The organism is Sideroxydans sp. (assembly GCF_054604835.1).
Map to the genome: position 1 here is coordinate 13,614 of NZ_JBTSFG010000005.1, position 22,304 is coordinate 35,917.

Sequence of the window (22,304 nt, forward strand, 5' to 3'; positions counted from 1 at the left end):
AAACGGGCAACGGCGGGTCTTCCGCTTTGCTCCGCTACAAGACCCGCTTAGCTGAACCTTCAGGGTCTTCATCATGACAAGTCAAACTCGTTCCACCTTCGCTCAACGGGATGTTCTTCTCGGCGTCGTCTTCGCCCTGCTGGCCGCGGTAGGTTTTTCGGCCAAAGCGATCTTGGTGAAGCTGGCGTATCTGGGCAACGTGGATGCGGTGACGCTGCTGGCTTTGCGCATGGTGTTCGCGGCGCCGTTCTTCATCGGTGTGGCGATCTGGGCGCGGCGGCATCATGCCGCGCCGATGGATGCGCATGATCGCTTGCTGGTCGTGGGACTAGGGCTGGTGGGTTATTACTTGTCCAGCTATCTCGATTTCCTTGGTTTGCAATACATCACAGCAGGTCTGGAACGTTTGATCCTGTTCCTCTATCCGACCATGACGGTGATCCTCGCGGCACTGGTCTTCAAGCAGCGCATTACTGCCAAAGTGCTGGCGGCGATGGCCCTGAGTTATGCCGGCATCACGCTGGTGTTCCTGCATGATGTGGGTGTGAGTCAGGGCGATGCGGTGTTGATCGGCGCGGCACTGGTATTCGCCAGCACGCTGTCTTATGCCATCTATCTGGTGGGGGCAGGGCATGCCATTGCGCGCATCGGTGCGGTGCGTTTCACGGCTTATGCTTCATTGGTCGCCACTACGGCCTGTGTGCTGCAGTTCCTGGTGATGCGCCCGTGGAGTGCGCTGGATCTGCCATTGCAGGTGTACCAATACGCCATCGCGATGGCGGTGTTCTCCACGGTGTTGCCGGTGTTCCTGTTGTCATTCGCCATCCATCGCATCGGCTCCGGCAGCGCTTCGTTGATTGGCACCGTGGGGCCGGTCAGCACCATCTATATGGCGTATGTGTTTCTGGGGGAGAGCGTCTCGCTGTTGCAGATCATCGGTTCTGTGCTGGTGTTGTCGGGCGTGCTGATCATCAGCCTGAATAGCCGCAAGGTCAGGGCATAATGCGCTGCCGGAATGGCGCTTGTGGAGTGTGAGATTCATGAATAGATATCTATTGCTGTTTGCGCTGGTGATCTCCTTCCCTGCGTCTGCCGTAGAAAGGAGTCGATGCGGTACTGATCAGTTCGGCAATATCGTATGCATGGATAAAGACGGTGTTCTGAGTCATGTGCCGCGAGACTATGCGAGTGAGGAGTCGTTGCAGAGTGCTTCGGGCGTATCGGATGCAGAAAAGAAACGGCGCGCAGAGGTCAGAGAAAAGCTGCGTTGCGGCACCGATCCGTTCGGCAACAAAGTGTGCCGGTGATTGGATCGCGGATGACTTTTCTACTGCTTGTAGGTGAGTTGCACCCATAGCGAGCGCGGTGCCATCGGCAGATCGTTGGGTATGGCGGTGCCTGGTGCAAGACTGGGTTCGCGCACATCTGCGTCGAACAGGTTGCGTACCGAAGTCGAGAATTCCCATTTGCTATAGCCGGGGCTGCGAATGGTTAGATCGACAGTCGTGTAATCTGGCACTTTGGGGCGCGTGTCGCCGGCGGTACGCTGGCAATCCATCACGTGGTTGAGTTGTGCGCTGGAGCGCCAGCCACTTCCATAACGCCAGTCGGAACGCAGATAGACACGATGGTGGGGAGCGTAACCCGCATCTTGTCCGGTCACGTCGTCGATGGATTTCTGATAGGAGTAGCTGCCAGTCAGGCGCGTGTTGCTGTTGTAGTCCCAGACCGATTCCAATTCCATACCGTTGCCATGCTGTTTGCCTGTATTGATATAGGCCGAACCGACAGAAGGAGCAGTGTTCGCTACCAGTCGAATGATGTCCTTCATCTCATAGTGAAAGAAGTTCAAATTGACCAGCATGTCTTTCTTGGCTTGCCAAGTGAAGGCCGCTTCCAACGTTTGGTTGGTTTCGGGGCGCAGGTTCGGGTTGCCTTGTTGGACCGGATTGTTGATGGAATACAACTCGACGAAGGAGGGCGCACGGAAGGCGCGACCATAGAGTAGTTTGGCGGTCAGGTCGAGTGTGGCATCCCACACCAGCGCCAAGCGCGGATTGGTGGTGCCGCCGAAATCGGAATAGTTGTCATGACGCACACCAGCGGTCAACGCCCAGTCTGTCGCGAAATTCCATTCATCCTGCACATAGACATAATCGATCTTGCGTCGTTGCGGGCGCATGAAGGGGGCGGTGCTGGAAAAATCCATCATCGAACTGAGCGGAACCGGTAACCCTGTCGATGTCAGCGTGAAGTTCTTGCTTTCCGCTGTCTTGTACAGGTTCAGATCGTCGTGCCCGATGCCGAAGCGTAGCTGATGTCCATAAAATCCTGCATAGGTGGCGTAGCTGGATAGCCTTGCATCCCGTTCCCATTTTTCAGGTGAACCTAGCATGCCATCCGGAAAAGTGCCGGTTGGGAAGGTCGCACCAGCCGGGTAGATCACCAGCGGGCTCAGGATTGTGTCGTTGTATTGCAGCAGGCTGGCATTGAAGCCGACGCCCCAGTCGTAGGCTATGTCCGGGTCTATCCATGACAGTTCAGTGGTGATGCGCTCGCTCTTTTCCGAGCCGGTGGGATCGAGCGCGGAAGCTACGCCGACCCCCAGTTGCAGATTGCTGCGCAACTTGTATCCAGTACGCAGGTGCCATTTCTGCCAAGACAGATCAAGGCTGGCATCGGCGGCATCGTGTCCGAGATAAGTATCACCCGGGGCAAGACTGGCCGAAGAAGCGAAGATGCCGTCCAAGCGTGTCTGCGCATCTGCCGTGATGGTGCGTTTGAACCCGTCTGTATCGCCTACTCTCAGGTATGCCGCAACATCGACTGCGCCCCACTTGCCGCCGTGCTGAACCCAGACATCCCGGGTTTTGAAAGAGCCATAGCGCGCGCCGTATTGCGTCCCTGCAGACTCAGAAGACGTTTTGGTGATGATATTGATGATGCCTGCATAAGCATCCGCACCGTACAAGGCCGAGCCCGGGCCGCGGATGACCTCGATGCGGGCGACGTTTTCCAGTGGTAATCCACCCCAGGCGTTACCCTTGCTGCCGGTGAACATGGTCGTGGTCGGGATGCCGTTCAACAGCATCAGGGTCTGCGGATTATTGGCACTGAAGATGCCTCGGAAACTGTAGAGCGGGGTATAGCTGAGACTACTGTGCGAAACATGCATCCCGGGGATGGATTCCAGCGCTTCATCCAGATCGGTTGCACCCATCGCGGCGATGTCTTCGGCTGTGATCACGGAGGCAACGGAGGGCGCATGACGCAGCGGCTGCTGATTGCCGGTGGCGATGCTGATGTTGGCCTTGTCGCCGTAGATCAGCGCCAACTCTTCCTCGTCACTGGGTTGCGCCCATACATTGCTTGCTGAAAACAGCATCAGTATGAGCAGATAGGAATTACTGAAAGTTTGCTTCATCTAGCCTCCCCTGTGCTGTCTGGCAGCTTATCTGGCATTTCTTTGAGAAGAATCAGCCATGACAATATTTATTGTGTGGGAATACTACCTTGCCAGAGGCGAGTTGGTACACCTTCATAGATGATTTTTTCGCATGCGACAGGAAATAGTGCCCCTTCCGGCTTTTCTGCAGCCTCCACCCAGCATGGAGGCATCCCGGCGAGGAACATGGGCACCCTGAACAGATGGAATTCTCTGGGTGTCAGCCCCAGATCGGCACCCAACGCGGCTGTCATGCCCGCGTAATTCATTCGCAGGTTGATTTTCCCCATTTCGAGCAGGATGCGCTCGACATCGAAAGCCATTTTGAAATGCGAGCCCTGATCCAGTCCTTGTTCTGTGGCCAATGCCGCTAGCCAGGGTAAACGCTCGTCGCATGAGTCTATGGGGCGTCCGTAGCCGTAGATGTGGCGCGATTTGAGTTCTTCGGCGATAAATCCATGTAGCGTTTGCCCGGCCGCAAGGGCCTTGGAGGCACGCTGGAAGAATCCGATTGCGCGCAGGCCGGGGCCGCCGCCATAGATGCGCGCTTCGGAAACCGCAAGCGCAGCGCTCAGGCCCAGCACGGGTGAGCTACGCGAGCTGCCGGCAAGGGCTGCGACACGGTTGTTCCAGATGCGTGCATCGGGGTAGCTGGTCATCACCCAGATTCCGTGCAGCAGCTTGACCTGTTGCGGCGTAAAGCGCCGCCCGGTGATGCCAAACAGATACAGCTCTAACCAGTCTGCATCGTGCAGATCCTGATGCAGATCATGGCCGCGAAACACGGCGCGCTTACCTGGCCAGCATGCACCGACCTTGGTGCGCAATATGTCAGCATGGGCAAACAGCAGATCTGGGCCGTTCATGAATTTTCCTTGGTGGCAGGGTCGTCTTCCAGTTCGACGGGATAGAAAGGGAAACGCTTGAATCCATAGCGCCCCTGTTCCAGTGCATGTGCCGCGGCACCGGGCAGCCTCAGCATGAGGTACAGCATCTCTCCCTCTTCTGGCCGGAATCCCAGATCGGCTAATGCGGCGGCGGAAACGCCAGAGATGTCCAGAGGATGACCGGCGATCATTTCCAACGACTCGCGATGAGAAGCGAGCCAGCCAAGTCTTGGCGTCGCTCCTGTCATTGTCAGTATCTCCAGCAATTGACAGACGCTGGTAGCTGTCGATACGCCGTAAGGATCGAAGCCGGGCGGATGCTCCCTGGCGGGCCATGTGTCTACCACGTCGTCTTGCGTATCGCGATGGATATGGACACCCCAGGCATCAAGATCGGTATGGCAAATCTCCCAGGCATGCATAGCATCGAAAATTTCTCGTGCCCCGCGATAGCTACCCGCGCCAACAGAAAGTGCCGCGATCAAAGTGGCAGCGGCACTGGAACCTCCCACACCGCCGCACATGGCCGCATGCACCGAAGCATCGCGCGGCCCGGGGTTGGCGAGTGCGACCGCCAGAGCTTCCAGCATGTCAGCTTGCTTTGCCGTAGGTGCCTCGGCCCGGAACAAGAGATAAAGCATCTCGACCCAGCGTGCTTGTCCCAGCATCTGACCAAAGACGTCGTAGCCGTGGCAGAAAGCGGCTCGAGTAGCGTAAGGATTGTCTTGTTCGGATTCTTCGCGCCAGATGCGCGTGTGAATATGTTCATTGTTCATTTCAGCGTTCCCAGTGTTTTCATGCGCAGCATCATGGGCGGTACTTCTTCACCATCTACCCGTACGTCAAGCAGCGTCGGGCCTTTACGTTGCAGAATGGTGTCGAAATCGAGAGCGTCCAGTTCCTGAGGGGAGTGGATGACGTGGCCGGGGATTCCCATGGCTTCCACGAGTTTCCGGTAATCGACCTGCGGCAGTTCGTGGCCGACAGGTTCTGCTTTGGCGAGGCGTTGTCCATGTTTGACCATGCCCAGTGCACTATCGTTGAGTATGACGAATACGACGGTGAGTCTTTCTGCGGCGGCCACGGTGATTTCCTGTCCGCTCATCAGAAAAGCGCCATCGCCGGTGATGCATACCACCGGGCAAGCGGGGTTGCCGCGCGCGATGCCGACCGCCGCGCCGATGGCCCAGCCCATGGGGCAAAAGTCCATCATCACGCGCAACCAGCTGGCTGTTCCCGAGCGTTGGTCGAGTTGCTGCGGATTGATTTCTGCTCGTTCCTGCTCGCTCCGTCTGTCGCGGGGTTGGAGGTAATGCGTCGTCCACACCATGCTGTTGCCGGAGTCGGCTAGAAAGCGCGTACCGGGCGGGCAGCGCTCGGACAATGTCTTCATGAGTCGCTGTGGTTTGATCGGCGAGACTTCTGAGCTGAAACTTTCAGGTGAGATCAGGGATACTCCGGCTTGGCTTCGGCTGAAGTTACCTACAAGATCTTCTGTGTTGTTGATTTTGAACGACGTATCGTCCTTCAGTAGTCCAATCAGATGCTCACATACAGAGCGGATGTTGCCACGCACATGGAATTTGGACATTGGCGAACGCATCAGGTTGTCTTCGGAGTTGTCGATGTGGATCAGGCGTTCATTGAGCAACGAGTCGCACCAGCCGCCGCTGACGAATTCACTGAAGCCAGTTCCGAATGCCAGCACGATATCAGGTACTCCGGCCAGCAGGTTGTGTGCACTGGCGTGGCCGCCCATGCCGAATACGCCGCAATAGGCTTTGTGGCGAGGATTGATGTAGCCCTTGGCATCAGGTGTGGTGATGAATAGCGCATCGGTCAGTTTGACGAGCTGCATGATCGCTTCGATCGCCTCGATGCATGAGGCACCAATCACGAAGGCTATGCGCGGTGATTTCACCAGCTCTTCTTTGAGCCGCTGCACGGCATGTATGTCGATGAGGACAGGTTCCTGTTCATACAATGCTGCCAGATCGTAAGTGGGGGTGGCGCACAGCGATGTGCTACGCAAAATGTCGAGCGGTATCGCCAAATGAGCAGGGCCGCCGGGATCGTTATGCGCCTTCATCAATGCATTGGTCAGTTTTCGTTCAAATTGGCTGATGTGTGACACCATCGCGTTGTAGCGGGTGCAGTGGTCAAACATGGCAAATGCGTTGACACCGGTGCTGGATGATTCCTGCAACGCGCCTCGGCCGAAAGAAGACAGGATTGGCAGTCCGCTGATAGCCAATAAAGGGACATTGTTGTCGTGGGCGCATGCCACGCCGGTGATCATGTTGGTCGAACCGGGGCCAGAAGTCGTGCAGCACACCCCCAGTCGTCCTGTCTCGCGGGCATAGCCGTCCGCCATGAATGCTGCGCCAGCTTCGTGCCTTGCCACAATGACGCGCAGGCCGCCTCTGCGTTGACTGCGAGCCATGGCATTGAAAAGAGGTTCGATTGCACCGCCCGGGACGCCGAATACATATTCCACGCCGATCTGCTCAAGATAGGAAACGAGCAGATCGGCAATCTCTATGGGCCGATCCTGTATGTTATTCGTGAGGCTAGTGAGGGCGCTAGCTGAAGCTGATTTATTCATTCTTATTATCTCCTCCTTGTGGCTGTACTCAGTTAGCCGTTATTTTTATTAACGATTGGCTACCGGTAAAAAACCATGTTTGCAACGTGGTGAGTGTAAAGCCTGTTAATATCGGTCGCAAGCCGATAGATGTCAAAATGAGCGACAAATTAGTACAGGAGATTTTAGAGGGGGCTCGCAAGAATCACAGCGGTGGCTGTCACTCGCTCCTTGGAGAGGAGATATGCAAGGTTTTCAACGCAACTCAGGATGGAAATTGCACTTGTGCTGTCAGGGTCTTTGAACGACACTGCGCACAATCGTGACTATGTCCCATTCCCCTATCCGATCCGGCCGGAAATCTAGCTTCATGCGGCGCATGGGCATTGGCTCTTTGCTGTTCGCGGCCTTCACAAGCCTTGCGCTTGCGGCGCAGGCCAGCACAAAAGAAACCCACGAAATATCCCGTGATCAGCCGGTTTGGGTTGGTGATTCGCTGCTGGATATCGAACGTCTCGATGATTTCCAGGAAGTATTGATCGTTCCGGTGCAGGTCGCCGGGCTGGTGAACGTCGCCGTGCAGCGCAAGGTCGCCAACAAGCTGGCCGATGCCGGCGGGGCGGGCGGCATCGCGGTGATCTATCCCGAGATCGGCGAGCCTTATCGCAGCGTGTTCACGCAGATCATCGATGGCATCGAAGAAAAGGCGAAAGGCCGGGTCAGCAACTTTGCAGTCGGCAAGGATGTGGACGTCGGCCAATTGAAAGCGGCCTTGCGCCGTCAGGACACCAAGGTCGTCATCGCACTTGGACGACAGGGCATGCGGGTGGCCCGCGCTCTGGAAAGCGATCTGGGTTTGGTGGTCGGCGGCGTCCTGTCTGCTTCCGAAGAGGAGGTCCGATCGGCGCAGGTGAATAGTCTCTCGCCAGATCCGGCGCTGTTGTTCTCCCGTCTGAAAAGCATGATGCCCAAAGCACGGCGCATATTCACCGTTTACGATCCCCGGCAGAACGAATGGTTGATCCGCCTGGCGAAGGATGCCGCGCAACAGCAGGGTGTGGAATTGGTGACCTATCAGGCCGAGGATCTGCGTAGCGCCATGCGCGCCTATCAGGAGATACTGGCCCAAGCGGATGTCGAAAAGGACGCGCTGTGGTTGCCGCAGGATTCGACCACCGTTGAGGACAGCACGGTGATGCCCATGTTGCTGCAGGAGTCGTGGGCGCACAATCTGACGATGTTCTCCAGCAGCTTCAGTCATGTGCGGCGCGGGGTGTTGTTCTCGCTCTATCCGGACAACGTGGATATGGGGCGCAGTCTGGCCGGCTCGGCGTTGAACCTGATGGCATCCGGCGGAAATGGCTCCGGACTGATGCCTTTGCGCGAAGTGCTGATGGCAGTCAATCTGCGAACCGCCCGCCATCTGGGGGTCAATACCAGCCGCTTGCAGAGTTTCGATATGGCTTTCCCCGAGCAATGAGGCGCGCGAAATGAGACAACACATCAGCGCCTTCTTTCAACGGTTCACATTCAAACGGCAGATCGGCATCTCCATCACCTTGGGTATCCTGCTTCTGTCGCTGTTCGCCTCGATCTCGGGCTCCTGGCAGGTGAATGAGCAGGTGCGCGAGGACCTGATCTCGCAGGGGCGGCGCATCACCGACAATCTGGCACGGCAAAGTACGCTGGCACTCATCTACTCCTCGGCGGATAACGCCAGCGAGGTGATGCACGCCACCATGGCGTTCCCCGGCGTGATCGGCATGGAGATCAGGCATGCCAACGGCGACTTGTTGCTGGCGCAGGGTGACAACGATCTGGCGCAGTTCATGCAGCCGCAGCAAACCGGGGGGCTGCAAGCGGATTCCATGCTCAATGCGGAAAGCAACAGGGCATGGCATTTCTCCTCGCCGGTATTCTCCCAGCCCGCGGAAGAGTCGCCGTTCGGCGATGCGAGCAAACCGGAGTTGCTGGGATATGTCTCGGTGGTGATGAGCAAGTCGGCGCTGGCACAGACGACCAGCAATATCTTCATCACCAACCTGCTGACATCATTCTCGTTCGCGCTGCTGTTCCTGTTCCTGATCGGCAAGCTGACGCGCAACCTGTCGCGTCCGCTCGATCATTTGTCCGAGAGTATGGCGCGTGCGCAGCGCGGCGAGATCGGCGTGCGCGCGAAACCGGGTGGCCCGCGCGATATCGCGCGCATGGCACACGCATTCAACCGCATGATGTCGGAGCTGGAAGAGCGCGAGGCGGCATTACGTATCGCCGCGACAGCCTTTGAAGCCGAGGAAGGCATGATGGTCACCGATGCGCAAGCGAACATCATCCAGATCAATCAGGCATTCACCGAGCTGACCGGTTATAAGGCCGAGGAAGTAATAGGGAAGAGCCCGGCCGTCCTGAGGTCGGATCGTCAGAGCGGGGTGTTCTTCGAGCGGATGTGGGCCAGCTTGCAGCGTGACCGCAGCTGGCAGGGGGAGATATGGAACCGCCGCAAGAACGGCGAAATATTCCCCGCCTGGCTGAGCATCACGGCCGTGGTGGACAAGGATGGCAATGTGACCAACTACGTCGGTGCCTATGTCGATTTCACCGAACGCAAGAAAGCCGAGAACGAGATCCATCATCTGGCGTTCTATGATCCGCTCAGCCAGTTGCCTAACCGGCGTCTGCTGCTGGATCGTTTGCGTCAGGCTATCGCGACCGGCGCGCGCAACCATACCGGCGGTGCGCTCATGTTCCTTGATCTGGACAACTTCAAGACGCTGAACGATACCAAAGGCCACGGTATCGGCGACCTGCTATTGATCGAGGTCTCGCGCCGCTTGCAAGCCTGTGTGCGCGAGGGTGATACCGTCGCGCGTTTCGGCGGGGATGAGTTCGTACTGCTGCTGGAAGGTTTGAGTGTGGATAGTGCCCATGCCGCCGTGCAGGCGCGTGCGGTGGGTGAGAAAGTATTGCACTCGCTCAGTCAGCCCTATCAGCTAGAAGGTTCCGAATTCCACAGTTCTTCCAGTATGGGGATCACGCTGTTCATCAATTACAAAGACACGATCGATGAATTGCTCAAGCAGGCGGATACCGCCATGTATGAAGCGAAGAAATCGGGCCGCAACGCGCTGCGCTTCTTCGATCCTGCCATGCAGCAGGAACTGGAATCGCGTGCGCAGACGGAAGTCGGCCTGCGTGAAGCGTTGCGTCTGCAGGAGTTCGAGCTGTATTACCAGCCCCAGGTCGATCAACTCGGGCAGGTCATCGGTGCAGAGGTGCTGCTGCGCTGGATCCATCCCGAGCGCGGCTTGATCCCGCCGCTGCAGTTCATCCCGCTGGCGGAAGAGAACGGTTTGATCCTGCCTATCGGCAGGTGGGTGCTGGAAACGGCCTGTCGGCAGATCAGTGTCTGGGCGCAAGATGATGCGACACGCGATCTGCGGCTAGCTGTGAATGTCAGCGCGCGTCAATTCCGTCAGGCGGATTTTGTGCAGCAGGTGCAGGAGATATTGGCAAGGACAGCCATCGATCCGAGCCGACTCAAGCTGGAATTGACCGAGAGCATCCTGCTGGATGACATCGGCGACAGTATCGCCAAGATGTACTCGCTCAAGGAGCTTGGCATCAGCTTCTCCATGGATGATTTCGGAACGGGATATTCTTCTTTGGCTTACCTGACCCGATTGCCTCTGGATCAGCTCAAGATCGACCAGTCCTTCGTGCAGCATATCGGCACCAAGTCGTCCGATGCAGCCATCATCCAGACCATCATCGGCATGGCGAACAATCTGGGCATGGAAGTGATTGCCGAGGGGGTGGAGACACAGGCGCAGCGCGATTTCCTGGAGTGGAACGGTTGCAAGCTGTATCAGGGATACCTGTTCAGCAAGCCTGTGCCGCTGGCTGAGTTCAAGCAGAAATACGGCCTATAAAAAAAAGACCGGACGTTTCTGCAACGTCCGGTCTTCTGGATGACTTTCTGAAGCAATCTTATTTTGCAGCGCGTTCCGCAGATTGCACGGTGTTCGCCACCAGCATGGTGATGGTCATCGGGCCCACGCCGCCGGGTACCGGCGTGATGCAGCCGGCTACTTCTTTGGCCGATTCGAAATCCACATCCCCGCACAGCTTGCCATTCTCCATGCGATTGATGCCTACATCGATCACGGCAGCGCCCGGTTTGATCATGTCACCGGTGATCATCTTGGGACGTCCGGTGGCGACCACCAGAATGTCGGCATCGCGCGTGAACTTGGCCAGGTCCTGCGTCTTGGAAGTGCAGATGGTGACTGTGGCATTGTGTTGTAGCAGCAACAGCGCCATCGGTTTGCCCACGATGTTGCTGCGTCCAACCACCACGGCATGTTTGCCTTCGATGACCACGCCGCTCTTCTGTAGTAGCACCAGCGAACCGTAAGGCGTGCAGGGCGCAAAGCGCATGTTGCCGGTTGCCAGCGCACCCACGTTCAGCGGATGGAAACCGTCCACGTCCTTCTCTGGGTTGATGGCATTCAGCACCTTGTCGCTGTCGATGTGTTTGGGCACCGGCAGTTGCACCAGCAGGCCGTGGATCTTGGGGTCGTTGTTGAGCGCTTCGATCTGTGCCAGCAATGCGGCTTCGCTGGTGTCGGCAGGCAAGGCGATGTGCTCGGAATGCAATCCCAGTTCGGCGCATGCTTTCACCTTGTTGGCGACGTAGACCTTGGAGGCGGGGTCTTCGCCGACGATGATGACCGCCAGGCCGGGGGTGATGCCGCGCGCCTTCAACGCGTCGGCGCGAACCTTCCATTCGGCGCGAACTTCCTGTGCGATGGCTTTGCCGTCGATGATGCGTGCGGTCATCTTTGTGCTCCTGATCAGAACTCGGGTTTCACTTTGGCGTTGTTGTAGTTATCAACGCCTTCCATGATCTCTTTGCGTGCCTCTTCGATGCCTTCCCAGCCGCCGATCTTGACCCACTTATTGGGCTCCAGATCCTTGTAGTGCGCGAAGAAATGTTCGATCTGCTTGAGGATGATCTCGGGCAGCTCGCTGTAATCCTTCAAGCCGCGATACAGGGTGGAGAGTTTGTCCACCGGCACGGCCAGCACTTTGGCGTCGAAGCCGGATTCATCTTCCATCTTCAGCACTGCCAACGGACGGCAGCGCACGACCACGCCGCTGTTCAAAGGAACCGGTGTGATCACCAGCACGTCGACCGGATCGCCGTCATCGGACAAGGTGTGCGGGATATAGCCGTAGTTGCAGGGGTAGTGCATCGCGGTGTTCATGAAGCGGTCGACGAAGATCGCGCCGGAGTCCTTGTCGACTTCATACTTGACCGGCTCGCCGTGTTGCGGGATCTCAATGATGACGTTGAAATCGTCGGGAAGGTTGTTGCCGGAAGGTACTTTGTTCAAACCCATGATGCGCCGCCTTTGCCATAAAAAATGAAGGCGCGGATTGTACCACCGGGCAGGATTAAGCCCAATACCGCCTACTCGTCGGACGCGATGACTGGGGCGGCTTCGAACGCCAAGGCTTCCAGTTGCGATGTCTCCAGATCCAGCAGGTTCAGACAGGTCTCGCCCAGCTTGCCCCATTCCTGAGTGAGGCTGAGTCCCAATTGCTGCTGTACCAGATGCTCCGCAAGCTGGGTGACGGCGATGAGTTTGCGGCTGAGCAAAGGCGGCGGCGAGGTGGTGGTCGCCAGCACACTGCGGTCGTGGTGATGGCGTATGGCCAGGCAGAGCTCTTCAGGCAGCCACCAGCTCTGGGCCAGCACGCAGCCGACGATGGCATGGTTTGTGGGCAGTACGGCATCTTCGATCTGGGTGAAATCGAGTTCGGTCTCATTGTTTGCAGAATGCAGGACCGATTCATAGCTGGGCAGGCGTTTGAGCAGGACAGGGATGCCGCAGTCGCGGAACAGCCCGTAGGTATAGGCATCTTCGGAAGCCAGTTCGAGCGCACCGAAGCGCTGCGCCAGCCAGCCGGAAACGCGCGCAAAGCGCGCAGAGGCATCCCAAAAGCGCTCCATATTCGGCACGGTGGGGAAACTCTTGCGCAGGATGATGCCTGCCACAGCCCGGCTGGCGATGTTCAGCCCGAGTATCACCAACGCATCGTTGACGGAGCGCACCCGCTGCCGAGCGCCGAAATAGGGGGAATTGGCTGTTTTGATCAGACTGGCGGAGAGGCTGACGTCCGAGCTGATGATGCTGGCCAGACGCTGGTAGTCGGGCTCGTCCTTGCGGGCTTCTGCCATGAAGCGATTCAGGATGGCGGGACAGGGGGGGATGCCGAGATCGATCACTGCCTTTTCGACCATCTGGTCGACCGCTGTCGGTGTGGGGGCGTGCAGGTTCAAATCTTGTTGCTCCTTGCTTTCAGCCATATCAGAAGTTCTGAATCGGGCATCGGTTTCGCATAGAAAAAACCCTGGATGGCATCAACACCCGCTTCGAGCAGGACATCGATCTGTTGCTGGTTCTCGCAACCTTCGGCCACGATAGTCATGCCCAATTCGTGGCCGAGCTGGGTGACTGCTTTGACCACCGATAGCGCACGCCGGTCCTCGGGCAATACGGTCACAAAGGCACGGTCCAGCTTGAGCTTGCCTGCCGGAATGTCCTTCAGGTTCGCCAGACAGGAATAACCGGTGCCGAAATCATCGATGGACAGGCCCACGCCGGTGGCAATGATCTCTTTCAGGTTCTGTTGAACCGTATCCGAGATGTCCATGAACAGCGACTCGGTCAATTCCAGTTCGATCAAGCCGGGCCTGACGTTCGAACACAACAGGGCGGCATGCAAAGCCTGGGTGAACGCGGGTGAGACCAATTGCGCGCGCGATACATTGATGGCCACCTTGGTCTCGTGTCCGGCATCCTGTAGTGCGCGCGCATGCATCGCGCCCTGCAACAGGCTGAATTCTCCCAGACGGATGATGAGCCCGGTCTTTTCCGCCACCGGAATGAATTTCATGGGGGAGATGTTCTCGCCATTGAGTTTGCAGCGCATCAGCGCCTCCACTGCCTCGATCTCGCCATTGGCCCGGATGATCGGCTGGTAGTGGAGGCTGAACCCTCCGGTTTCTAGGGCTTCATGCATGGCGCTTTCGATGGAAAGCTCCTCGCGGGCCAAGCTGATACCCAGGCGGCCCGGGATGGGCTCGTCCCCGGAACAGACGATGTTGTTTCCCCCCTTGGATTTGGCCGCGAACATGGCGTGATCGGCCCGTTCCAGCAGGGTGAGCGGGTCTTCATTGGGTTCATGGATGGCGACGCCGATGCTGGCGGTAGGTCGCAGTGTCAGGCTGCCGATATTGAGCGGTTCCTGCACGATGCCGGCCAGTTCGACGGCGAACTGGAATGCTTGCTCGCGGTTGAATCCAGGGGCCAGCAACACGAACTCATCACCACCGACCCGTGATATTTCGGCGCGTCCTATCACGCAGGGGCGGAAGCGAGTGGCAAGGTTCTCGATCACCTCATCGCCGATCAGATGGCCGAACGATTCGTTGATCTGTTTGAAGCGGTCAAGATCCAGCCAGATCACGGCGAACGTCTGGCGATTGCCGGTCGCTTCGGCAGCCAAGCGCATGGCCGTATGGAAACAGCCAAAGCGGTTCAGGAATCCTGTAAGAGAATCAACGCTATTCATTTACCGTGATGCGGTGCCTGGGTTCTATGGAGCAACTTGATGCTGGCAAGGATAAACCAATTGAGCCTGTCTGCAGAGTGGAATTGAATATCGGCTGAAATGTATCTGGTCATATAGATGTGGTAATGGATCAAGCGCCGGAAAAAAACATTGTCCATGCGGAGTAGTGGGGTTAATATCCGTCCCACTTGGCAAACATATCGAAAGGTATGGGCGCAAAGTCTCCGGCCTAAGGGAAACTATGGTAGCGGGACCGCCGCAGAGACGTCTCTGTCCTGTGACTGTTGTCGCTATATCTCCCCGAAGCTGAACGCATCATTAAGCCAACTGGCATGCCTGAGTACGTGTTGGAAAAGGTTATTGAGCAACTTGAACTTTCAGTGGAGGTGCATATGACTAACGAGGAAGTCTTCTTCAAGTGGTTGCCCGAATACAGCGTCAATATCAAGACGATCGATGATCAACATCAGGAACTGGTCAATATCCTGAACCGCCTTTTCGTGGCGGTATCCAAGCGGGAAGGGGGTAATGCCATCGCGGGGATACTGGACGCCCTGACCAGCTACACCCGAACACATTTCGCGCTGGAGGAAAGATTGATGCGCGAGGCCAAATACAAAGACTTGATCCCCCATATGGAAGAGCACCGCAAGCTGATCGCGCAACTGGATGAGCTATGCAGCAAGCACATGATGGAAGAAAAGCCGATCTATTTCGAGATGCTCAGCTTCCTGAAGTCCTGGCTCAGGGAACATATCCAGGGGGTGGATACCAAGTACAGTGCTGCGTTACAGCAGTCTGGTTTTTCCGTGGCTTCGTGGGAACGTGAAGCTAGCGCCGAATTCGCACACATGTCTGCTTCCAAGAAGTGGTGGGAAGTATGGAAGGTCGCCTGATCGAGTCTTCGATCTGAGCCATCTGTCGGCCGGACGAATGCGGGAAAGATATAGAGTACAGCGAGGAATATATAGGCTCGTGCCTATATATTCCGGCATATATTCCCAGAATGAGGGCGGTGATATTCTCGTCACGCTGCAGGTGGCTTGCTTTTCCGTTATACGGAAGTGGAGCGGTCATGCAACATGTCAAATATCGCACAAGGGACCGCTGCATGATTAGGGAAATTGCAATAGAACAACTCCGTGTCGGGATGTACGTCTACGACCTGAATCTCGCCTGGCAGGCGCATCCGTTCGCATGGCAATGTTTCCTGATTGAAGATGCCGATATGCTGCGCAAGATCGTAGATTCCGGTATCGCCAGGCTTGAGATCGATAACGAGCTTGGGGTCGATGTTGGTGTAACGGATGCTAAGCAGGAACCGGAGGTGCAGAACGAGCTCTCTTCGGCAGGACCGACCATCATCGCCAAACTGTCTCCCGCCGAGCAGTTCGATTTCGCCAGAAACCTGTATGCCAATGCCAACCGGCTGATGCAGGGCATCATGCAGGAAGTGCGCATGGGCAAGCCGGTCGACTTGGCCCAGTGCCAGCCTTTGGTCGACAACATCCTTGATTCGATGTTCAGGTTCCCGTCGACCCTGCTGCCGCTGGCGCAGATGAAGACCAGGGATGAATACACCTTCCAGCATTCCGTTTCAGTCGCGGCCCTGTCTGTCTCGTTCGGACGTGTGTTGGAACTGCCGCGCCGCGAGATCAAGGAAGTCGCACTGGGTGGCTTGTTGCATGATATCGGCAAGGCAACCGTGCCCGGCAAGATTCTAAACAAGCCGGGGAAACTGGATGATGCCGAGTTCACCATCATGAAGAACCATGTGGTGCGCAGCGCCGAGTTGATAAGGGCTATGGATGGCATCAGCGAGATCGCGCTGAATGCGGCGGCGCAGCACCACGAGCGTTTCGACGGAACAGGATATCCGCAGGGCCTGAAAGGTAAGCAGATCAGTCTGCACGGGCAAATGATCGGCATCGTGGATGTCTATGATGCGATCACCTCGCTGCGTGTCTACCACAAGCCTATGCCGCCGACTGAGGCGTTGCAGAAAATGTATGAGTGGAGCGGGGCGCATTTCGATCCAAAATTGGTGCAGGCCTTTATCAAGGGGATAGGAATCTATCCGGCCGGCTCGCTGGTGCGCATGGACAGTGACAAGCTGGGTATCGTGCGCGAGGTGCTACCGGAGAAGATATTGCAGCCCATCGTGCAACTGATTTACGACTGTAAGCGACTGTGCAATATCCCCCCTGAGTTGGTTGATCTGTCGGCTTCAGATGACAGGATCAAGTCGCACGAGTCGTTCGAGGCGTGGGGGATAGACCAGATGCACTGGGCGGAAGCGGGCGCCTGAAAGGCCGCTTCATCAAGGTGGCCGGATGGAAAGCGGATCACGCAGCCAAGCGTGATCCGCTTTGTTTTAAAGCAGCGGCACGATCATTAGTGCCACGATGTTGATGATCTTGATCAGCGGGTTCACCGCCGGACCGGCGGTGTCCTTGTAAGGGTCGCCTACGGTGTCGCCGGTGACGGCGGCTTTGTGTGCATCCGAACCTTTGCCGCCGAAGTTGCCTTCTTCGATGTATTTCTTCGCATTGTCCCAAGCACCGCCGCCGGTGGTCATCGAGATGGCCACGAAGATGCCGGTGATGATCGTGCCGACCAGTACGCCGCCCAGCGCTTGCGGACCGAGAAACAAGCCCACAATCAGTGGCACGGCGACCGGCAGCAGCGAAGGCACGATCATTTCCTTGATAGCAGCCTTGGTCAACATGTCGACACAGGTGCCGTATTCTGGCTTGGCTGTGCCTGCCATGATGCCGGGGATATCTTTGAATTGACGGCGCACTTCGATCACCACCGAACCAGCGGCACGGCCAACGGCTTCCATGCCCATCGCGGCGAATAGGTAAGGCACCATGCCGCCGATGAACAGACCGATGATCACCATGTGGTTGGATAGGTCGAAGGTCAGAGCCGGGCCGCCGTGGGTCGCTAGTGCATGGGTATAGTCGGCGAACAGTACCAGTGCCGCCAGACCGGCCGAGCCGATGGCGTAACCCTTGGTCACTGCCTTGGTGGTGTTGCCCACTGCATCGAGCGGATCGGTGATGTTGCGGATCTTTTCATCGAGACCGGCCATCTCGGCGATACCGCCGGCGTTGTCGGTGATCGGGCCGTAAGCATCCAGCGCCACGATGATGCCCGCCATGGACAACATCGAGGTGGCCGCGATGGCGATGCCGTACAGCCCGCCCAGTTCGAATGCGCCCCAGATCGATAGACAGACAGCGATCACCGGCAGCGCGGTGGACTTCATCGACACGCCCAGTCCTGCGATGATGTTGGTGCCGTGTCCGGTGGTCGAGGCGTTCGCGATATGCTGCACCGGGCTGAACTCGGTGGCGGTGTAGTACTCGGTGATCCACACCATCGCCGCGGTCAGCGCGAGACCGATCAGCGAAGCCAGGTACAGATCCATCGACGATACAAGTTGTCCGTCTATCATCACGCCGTCACCCAGTATCCAGGTGGTGACCGGATAGAACGCGACCACGGCCAATGCACCGGAGACCAGCAAGCCGCGATAGAGCGCGTTCATGATCTTGCCGCCTTCGTGCGCCTTCACGAAGAAGGTGCCGATGATGGAAGCGATGATGGACACGCCGCCCAGCACCAGCGGATAGACCACGGCCTCGGGCGAACCGGTGATGAGCAGACCGCCCAGCACCATGGTGGCGATGATGGTCACGGCATAGGTCTCGAACAGGTCGGCTGCCATACCCGCACAGTCGCCCACGTTGTCACCTACGTTGTCCGCGATCACAGCCGGGTTGCGCGGATCGTCCTCGGGGATGCCTGCTTCAACCTTGCCCACCAGATCCGCGCCGACATCCGCGCCCTTGGTGAAGATGCCGCCACCGAGACGGGCAAAGATGGAGATCAATGAGCCGCCGAACGCTAGGCCGACCAGGGCATGGGTCGCTTCGTTGGTGCTGGCTCCCATCACGAGCGTGAGGAATGCGTAGTAACCGGCCACGCCCAGTAGACCCAAGCCGACCACCAGCATGCCAGTGATCGCGCCACCCTTGAAGGCTACGTTCAACGCGGCGTTCAGCCCGTCATTTGCGGCCTGTGCGGTACGGATGTTGGCGCGCACCGAAACGTTCATACCGATGTAGCCGGTCAGACCGGACAATGTCGCGCCGAGCAGGAAGCCGACGGCGGTCTGCCAGCCCAGCGCGATGAAGATCGCCACCAGCAGGATGGCACCGACGATGGCGATGGTGGTGTACTGCCGGTTCAGGTAGGCCTGTGCGCCTTCCTGCACCGCCGCCGCGATCTCGCGCATGCGGTCGTTGCCGGTCGGCAGGCCCAATATCCATTTGATCGAAATGCCGCCGTAGAGCAACGCGGCGATGGCGCACAACAACGCAAAACCGAGAGCAGATGACATCGTTACCTCCCCAAGTTAAAACCGCCCCTTGCGGAGCGGTGTCAGTTTAGATCTTGAACACAGGCAGTTTGGTGGGCACAGCTACATTCTTCAGTTGCACATACTGCGGCAAGCCATCCTTGTAGGTTGGATAGTCTTCGCCCTTTATCAGCGGTGTCAGATAGTCGCGGCACTTGTCCGTGATACCGAACCCGTCCTTGGTGATGAAGTTGCGCGGCATGAACTTCTCCACATTGGCGACTTTGGAGAGCGGCGCGACGCCTATCTTCCATTTATAGGGTTTGTCGGAAGTGCGCATGATGGCGGGCATGACGGCGTTCTCGCCCTTGATCGCCAGTTCGACGGCCGCCTTGCCCAGCGCGTAAGCCTGTTCCACGTCTGTCTTCGAGGCGATGTGGCGGGCAGCGCGCTGCAGGTAGTCGGCGACCGCCCAGTGGAACTTGTAGCCGAATGCTTCTTTCACCATGTTGGCGACGACCGGTGCGGCACCGCCTAGCTGCGCATGACCGAAAGCATCGCGTGTGCCTTGTTCGGCCAGGAATTTCCCATCCGGGTAATGACAGCCTTCCGAGACGACGACGGTACAGTAGCCATGTTTCTTCACCATGCTGTTTACCTTGGCGAGGAATTTCTTCTGGTCGAAGGGGATCTCGGGGAACAGGATGACGACCGGGATGCCTTGTTCTTCAGCCAGTCCGCCGGCAGCGGCGATCCAGCCCGCGTGGCGTCCCATCACTTCCAGCACGAACACCTTGGTCGAGGTCTTGGCCATGGAGCGCACGTCGAACCCGGCTTCCAGTGTGGAAATGGCGATGTACTTGGCGACCGAGCCGAAGCCGGGGCAGCAGTCGGTGATCGGAAGGTCGTTGTCCACGGTCTTGGGTACATGGATGGCCTGCACCGGATAGCCCATCTTCTCCGACAGTTGCGAGACCTTGTAGCAGGTGTCGGCGGAATCTCCTCCGCCGTTGTAGAAGAAGTAGCCGATGTTGTGCGCTTTGAAGATATCGATCAGGCGCTGGTATTCACGTTTGTTCTCTTCCAGCCCCTTGAGTTTGAAGCGGCAGGAACCGAACGCGCCGGAAGGCGTGTTGCGCAGTGCGGCAATGGCTTTGGCGGATTCTTTGGAGGTGTCGATCAGGTCTTCGGTGAGGGCGCCGATGATGCCGTTGCGTCCCGCATATACTTTTCCGATCTGGTCTTTGTGCTTGCGTGCCGTCTCGATGACGCCGCAGGCCGAGGCATTGATGACGGCGGTAACGCCGCCGGACTGGGCATAGAACGCATTCTTTTTTGCCATGTTATGCTTCCCTCGCAGGTTGATGAAGATTATGCTCATCTTACGCCGATTTTATTTCAGTGGTCGAGGTCGGGCAGATTTGATATTCATCAAATTCTAGCGAGGAGCGTTTCGATAGAATGCGCGACCTGTTTATAAAAAAGATTATCTCTGGAGAGTGGAATGGCGATCGAACTGTTCAACAACGGCAAGCATCTTTGCCTGATTTTTGATGACTTGGTGGATGATTCAATGGGCGAGGCGGTGCAAGCCAATCAGTTCCTGATCATCGACAACGAGCATGGGGCATTGCTCGACCCGGGCGGCAACATGACCTACAACGGTCTGTTGATGGAGATGCATAACTATTTCGCGCCCAAGAACCTTGATTACATCCTGGCGTCGCATGCTGATCCGGACATCATCGCTTCGGTCAACAAATGGATGATCCATTCCGAATGCAAGGTGATGATCTCCAAGCTGTGGGCGCGTTTTGTGCCGCACTTTTGCAGCGTGGGCAATTCAGCCGGTCGTGTGGAAGGTATTCCCGATGAAGGGATGATATTGCCTTTGGGCAATTCGGTCATCAAGGCGATCCCCGCGCACTTCATGCACTCTGAAGGCAACTTCCAGTTCTATGATCCGGTCAGCAAGATCCTGTTCACCGGCGACATGGGGGCTTCCATCGTGCCGCATACCGAGGTCGATACACCGGTGGAGGATTTCAAGTCGCACATCCAGTATATGGAAGGCTTCCACAAACGCTACATGATCTCCAACAAGATCTGCCGTTACTGGGTGAACATGGTGCGCGGCATGGACGTGGAGATGATCGTGCCGCAGCACGGCCGCATGTTCAAAGGCAAGAAGATGGTGAACGAGTTCCTGAACTGGATCGAGGCATTGCCGTGCGGCATCGATCTGATGACGCAGGATCATTACCGCGAGCCGAAATAAGAATCGAGACTGCGCCGGACGTTCCGGCGCGGTTTGATTTTCTAAAGTGCAGCCGCGCCGGCTGCCGCGATCTGGCCGTCCTGCGCCGAACGCACTCCACTGATACCGATCGCCCCGATCACGACACCGTCGCGTAGCAGCGGGATGCCGCCTTCGGCCGGGATCACGCCGGGCAGGGCGAGGTGGATCAGACGTCCGCCCATGACAGCATCTTCGGAGGCCTTGGAAGGCATATGCAGCGCCGCCGCCATGTGGGCTTTGGCGGTGGCGGTCTCGACACTGCCGAAGCGCGTATCGTGACTGCGTTGCATGTACAGCATGTGACCGCCGTCATCGACGATCACGATAGACACCTTCCAGTCATTAGCACGCGCCTCGGTTTCGGCCGCAGCGGCGATGCGTTTGGCATCCTCCAGCGTCAATACCGGTTTGCTCGCCATGCTCAGGCTCCCAATACCTTGAACACCTGCGCACGGATGTCGTCGACACTCCCCACGCCGGGTACATGCACGACCTTGGGGGCGAGCGCCTCGCCGGTCTTCTGCCAGGCGTTGTAGTACTCGACCAGCGGCTGGGTCTGGTCGTGATAGACGTCGAGCCGTTTGATCACGGTATCTTCATTGTCGTCGGGGCGTTGCACTAATTCCTCGCCGGTGATGTCATCCTTGCCTGCGACCTTGGGCGGGTTGAACACCAGATGGTAGGTGCGGCCCGAGGCCGGATGCACACGACGACCGCTCATGCGCTGAACGATCTCGCTGTCGGCGACGTCGATCTCCACCACGTAGTCGATCTTGATGCCGGCATCCTTCATCGCTTGCGCTTGCGGGATGGTGCGCGGGAAGCCGTCGAACAGGAAGCCGTTGGCACAGTCCGCTTGCTTGATGCGGTCCTTCACCAGATCGATGATGATGTCATCGGAGATCAGATTGCCCGCATCCATCACCTGCTTGGCGGCGATGCCGAGCGGTGTGCCCGCCTTGATCGCGGCGCGCAGCATGTCGCCGGTGGATATCTGCGGGATGCCGAACTTCTCCCTGATGAAGTTGGCCTGAGTACCTTTACCGGCGCCGGGTGCACCTAACAGGATCAGTCTCATG

19 protein-coding genes and 1 riboswitch are annotated in these 22,304 nt (G+C 57.6%); of the genes, 7 read left to right on the forward strand and 12 right to left on the reverse strand.

Annotated features, from left to right (window positions below; translation table 11 throughout):
• The first annotated feature begins 73 nt into the window (after positions 1-73).
• The gene (locus ACYCZ5_RS09045) at positions 74-1,003 is read left to right on the forward strand and encodes a DMT family transporter (RefSeq protein WP_461544474.1); all 930 of its coding nucleotides are present in this window, start codon (positions 74-76) and stop codon (positions 1,001-1,003) included.
• A gap of 37 nt (positions 1,004-1,040) precedes the next feature.
• Positions 1,041-1,307 (forward strand): hypothetical protein, encoded by a 267-nt coding sequence (locus ACYCZ5_RS09050; protein WP_461544475.1) that lies wholly within the window; start codon positions 1,041-1,043, stop codon positions 1,305-1,307.
• Between the two features lie 20 nt (positions 1,308-1,327).
• Here ACYCZ5_RS09050 and ACYCZ5_RS09055 read toward each other — a convergent pair whose 3' ends face one another.
• From ACYCZ5_RS09055 to ACYCZ5_RS09070, 4 genes are all read right to left on the reverse strand, one after another.
• Entirely contained in the window at positions 1,328-3,424 is a 2,097-nt protein-coding gene (locus ACYCZ5_RS09055) for a TonB-dependent receptor plug domain-containing protein (RefSeq protein ID WP_461544476.1), read from the reverse strand.
• A gap of 68 nt (positions 3,425-3,492) precedes the next feature.
• Positions 3,493-4,311 (reverse strand): citrate synthase family protein, encoded by an 819-nt coding sequence (locus ACYCZ5_RS09060; protein WP_461544477.1) that lies wholly within the window; start codon positions 4,309-4,311, stop codon positions 3,493-3,495.
• Positions 4,308-5,108 carry a citrate synthase family protein gene (locus tag ACYCZ5_RS09065; protein WP_461544478.1) on the reverse strand — a complete coding sequence of 267 codons (801 nt, stop codon included), beginning with the start codon at positions 5,106-5,108 and terminating at the stop codon, positions 4,308-4,310. The genes ACYCZ5_RS09060 and ACYCZ5_RS09065 overlap by 4 nt, the downstream gene beginning before the upstream one ends.
• Complete coding sequence (locus ACYCZ5_RS09070) at positions 5,105-6,937, reverse strand: thiamine pyrophosphate-binding protein (RefSeq protein WP_461544479.1); 1,833 nt, start codon at positions 6,935-6,937, stop codon at positions 5,105-5,107. The genes ACYCZ5_RS09065 and ACYCZ5_RS09070 overlap by 4 nt, the downstream gene beginning before the upstream one ends.
• Before the next feature lie 349 nt (positions 6,938-7,286).
• Here ACYCZ5_RS09070 and ACYCZ5_RS09075 point away from each other — a divergent pair, with 349 nt between their 5' ends.
• Together ACYCZ5_RS09075 and ACYCZ5_RS09080 are read left to right on the forward strand one after the other, a co-directional pair.
• On the forward strand, positions 7,287-8,396 hold the full coding sequence (locus ACYCZ5_RS09075; RefSeq protein ID WP_461544480.1) for an ABC transporter substrate binding protein: 1,110 nt from the start codon (positions 7,287-7,289) through the stop codon (positions 8,394-8,396).
• A 10-nt stretch (positions 8,397-8,406) separates the two neighbouring features.
• Positions 8,407-10,845 carry an EAL domain-containing protein gene (locus ACYCZ5_RS09080; protein WP_461544481.1) on the forward strand — a complete coding sequence of 813 codons (2,439 nt, stop codon included), beginning with the start codon at positions 8,407-8,409 and terminating at the stop codon, positions 10,843-10,845.
• 58 nt (positions 10,846-10,903) lie between these two features.
• Here the strand turns inward: ACYCZ5_RS09080 and folD are convergent, their stop codons facing one another.
• The 4 genes from folD to ACYCZ5_RS09100 all read right to left on the reverse strand — a co-directional run bounded on the left by folD (position 10,904) and on the right by ACYCZ5_RS09100 (position 14,557).
• A complete protein-coding gene (gene folD, locus ACYCZ5_RS09085; RefSeq protein ID WP_461544482.1) occupies positions 10,904-11,755 on the reverse strand; it encodes a bifunctional methylenetetrahydrofolate dehydrogenase/methenyltetrahydrofolate cyclohydrolase FolD in 852 nt (283 codons plus the stop codon).
• A gap of 14 nt (positions 11,756-11,769) precedes the next feature.
• Positions 11,770-12,318, reverse strand: coding sequence for an inorganic diphosphatase (ppa, locus tag ACYCZ5_RS09090; RefSeq protein ID WP_461544483.1), 549 nt, complete (start codon positions 12,316-12,318; stop codon positions 11,770-11,772).
• 71 nt (positions 12,319-12,389) lie between these two features.
• Entirely contained in the window at positions 12,390-13,289 is a 900-nt protein-coding gene (locus ACYCZ5_RS09095) for an HDOD domain-containing protein (protein WP_461544484.1), read from the reverse strand.
• Complete coding sequence (locus ACYCZ5_RS09100; protein ID WP_461544485.1) at positions 13,259-14,557, reverse strand: putative bifunctional diguanylate cyclase/phosphodiesterase; 1,299 nt, start codon at positions 14,555-14,557, stop codon at positions 13,259-13,261. Before ACYCZ5_RS09100 ends, ACYCZ5_RS09095 begins: the two co-directional genes overlap by 31 nt.
• A gap of 180 nt (positions 14,558-14,737) precedes the next feature.
• Positions 14,738-14,818: riboswitch (cyclic di-GMP riboswitch) on the forward strand.
• A gap of 131 nt (positions 14,819-14,949) precedes the next feature.
• Between ACYCZ5_RS09100 and ACYCZ5_RS09105 the strand changes: the two genes are divergently transcribed.
• Both ACYCZ5_RS09105 and ACYCZ5_RS09110 read left to right on the forward strand, forming a co-directional pair.
• Complete coding sequence (locus ACYCZ5_RS09105) at positions 14,950-15,453, forward strand: bacteriohemerythrin (RefSeq protein WP_461544486.1); 504 nt, start codon at positions 14,950-14,952, stop codon at positions 15,451-15,453.
• Between the two features lie 215 nt (positions 15,454-15,668).
• Complete coding sequence (locus ACYCZ5_RS09110; protein ID WP_461544487.1) at positions 15,669-16,865, forward strand: HD-GYP domain-containing protein; 1,197 nt, start codon at positions 15,669-15,671, stop codon at positions 16,863-16,865.
• Positions 16,866-16,931: 66 nt separating this feature from the next.
• Here the strand turns inward: ACYCZ5_RS09110 and ACYCZ5_RS09115 are convergent, their stop codons facing one another.
• Both ACYCZ5_RS09115 and ACYCZ5_RS09120 read right to left on the reverse strand, forming a co-directional pair.
• Entirely contained in the window at positions 16,932-18,968 is a 2,037-nt protein-coding gene (locus ACYCZ5_RS09115; RefSeq protein WP_461544488.1) for a sodium-translocating pyrophosphatase, read from the reverse strand.
• A gap of 46 nt (positions 18,969-19,014) precedes the next feature.
• The gene (locus ACYCZ5_RS09120; RefSeq protein ID WP_461544489.1) at positions 19,015-20,268 is read right to left on the reverse strand and encodes a 6-phosphofructokinase; all 1,254 of its coding nucleotides are present in this window, start codon (positions 20,266-20,268) and stop codon (positions 19,015-19,017) included.
• A 162-nt stretch (positions 20,269-20,430) separates the two neighbouring features.
• Here ACYCZ5_RS09120 and ACYCZ5_RS09125 point away from each other — a divergent pair, with 162 nt between their 5' ends.
• Positions 20,431-21,204 carry an oxygen-binding di-iron domain-containing protein gene (locus ACYCZ5_RS09125; protein WP_461544490.1) on the forward strand — a complete coding sequence of 258 codons (774 nt, stop codon included), beginning with the start codon at positions 20,431-20,433 and terminating at the stop codon, positions 21,202-21,204.
• Positions 21,205-21,245: 41 nt separating this feature from the next.
• On the opposite strand, the gene ACYCZ5_RS09130 is transcribed toward ACYCZ5_RS09125, so the two are convergent.
• On the reverse strand, positions 21,246-21,644 hold the full coding sequence (locus tag ACYCZ5_RS09130; RefSeq protein ID WP_461544491.1) for a GlcG/HbpS family heme-binding protein: 399 nt from the start codon (positions 21,642-21,644) through the stop codon (positions 21,246-21,248).
• A gap of 2 nt (positions 21,645-21,646) precedes the next feature.
• Entirely contained in the window at positions 21,647-22,303 is a 657-nt protein-coding gene (gene adk, locus ACYCZ5_RS09135; RefSeq protein WP_461544492.1) for an adenylate kinase, read from the reverse strand.
• Position 22,304: the final 1 nt, after the last annotated feature.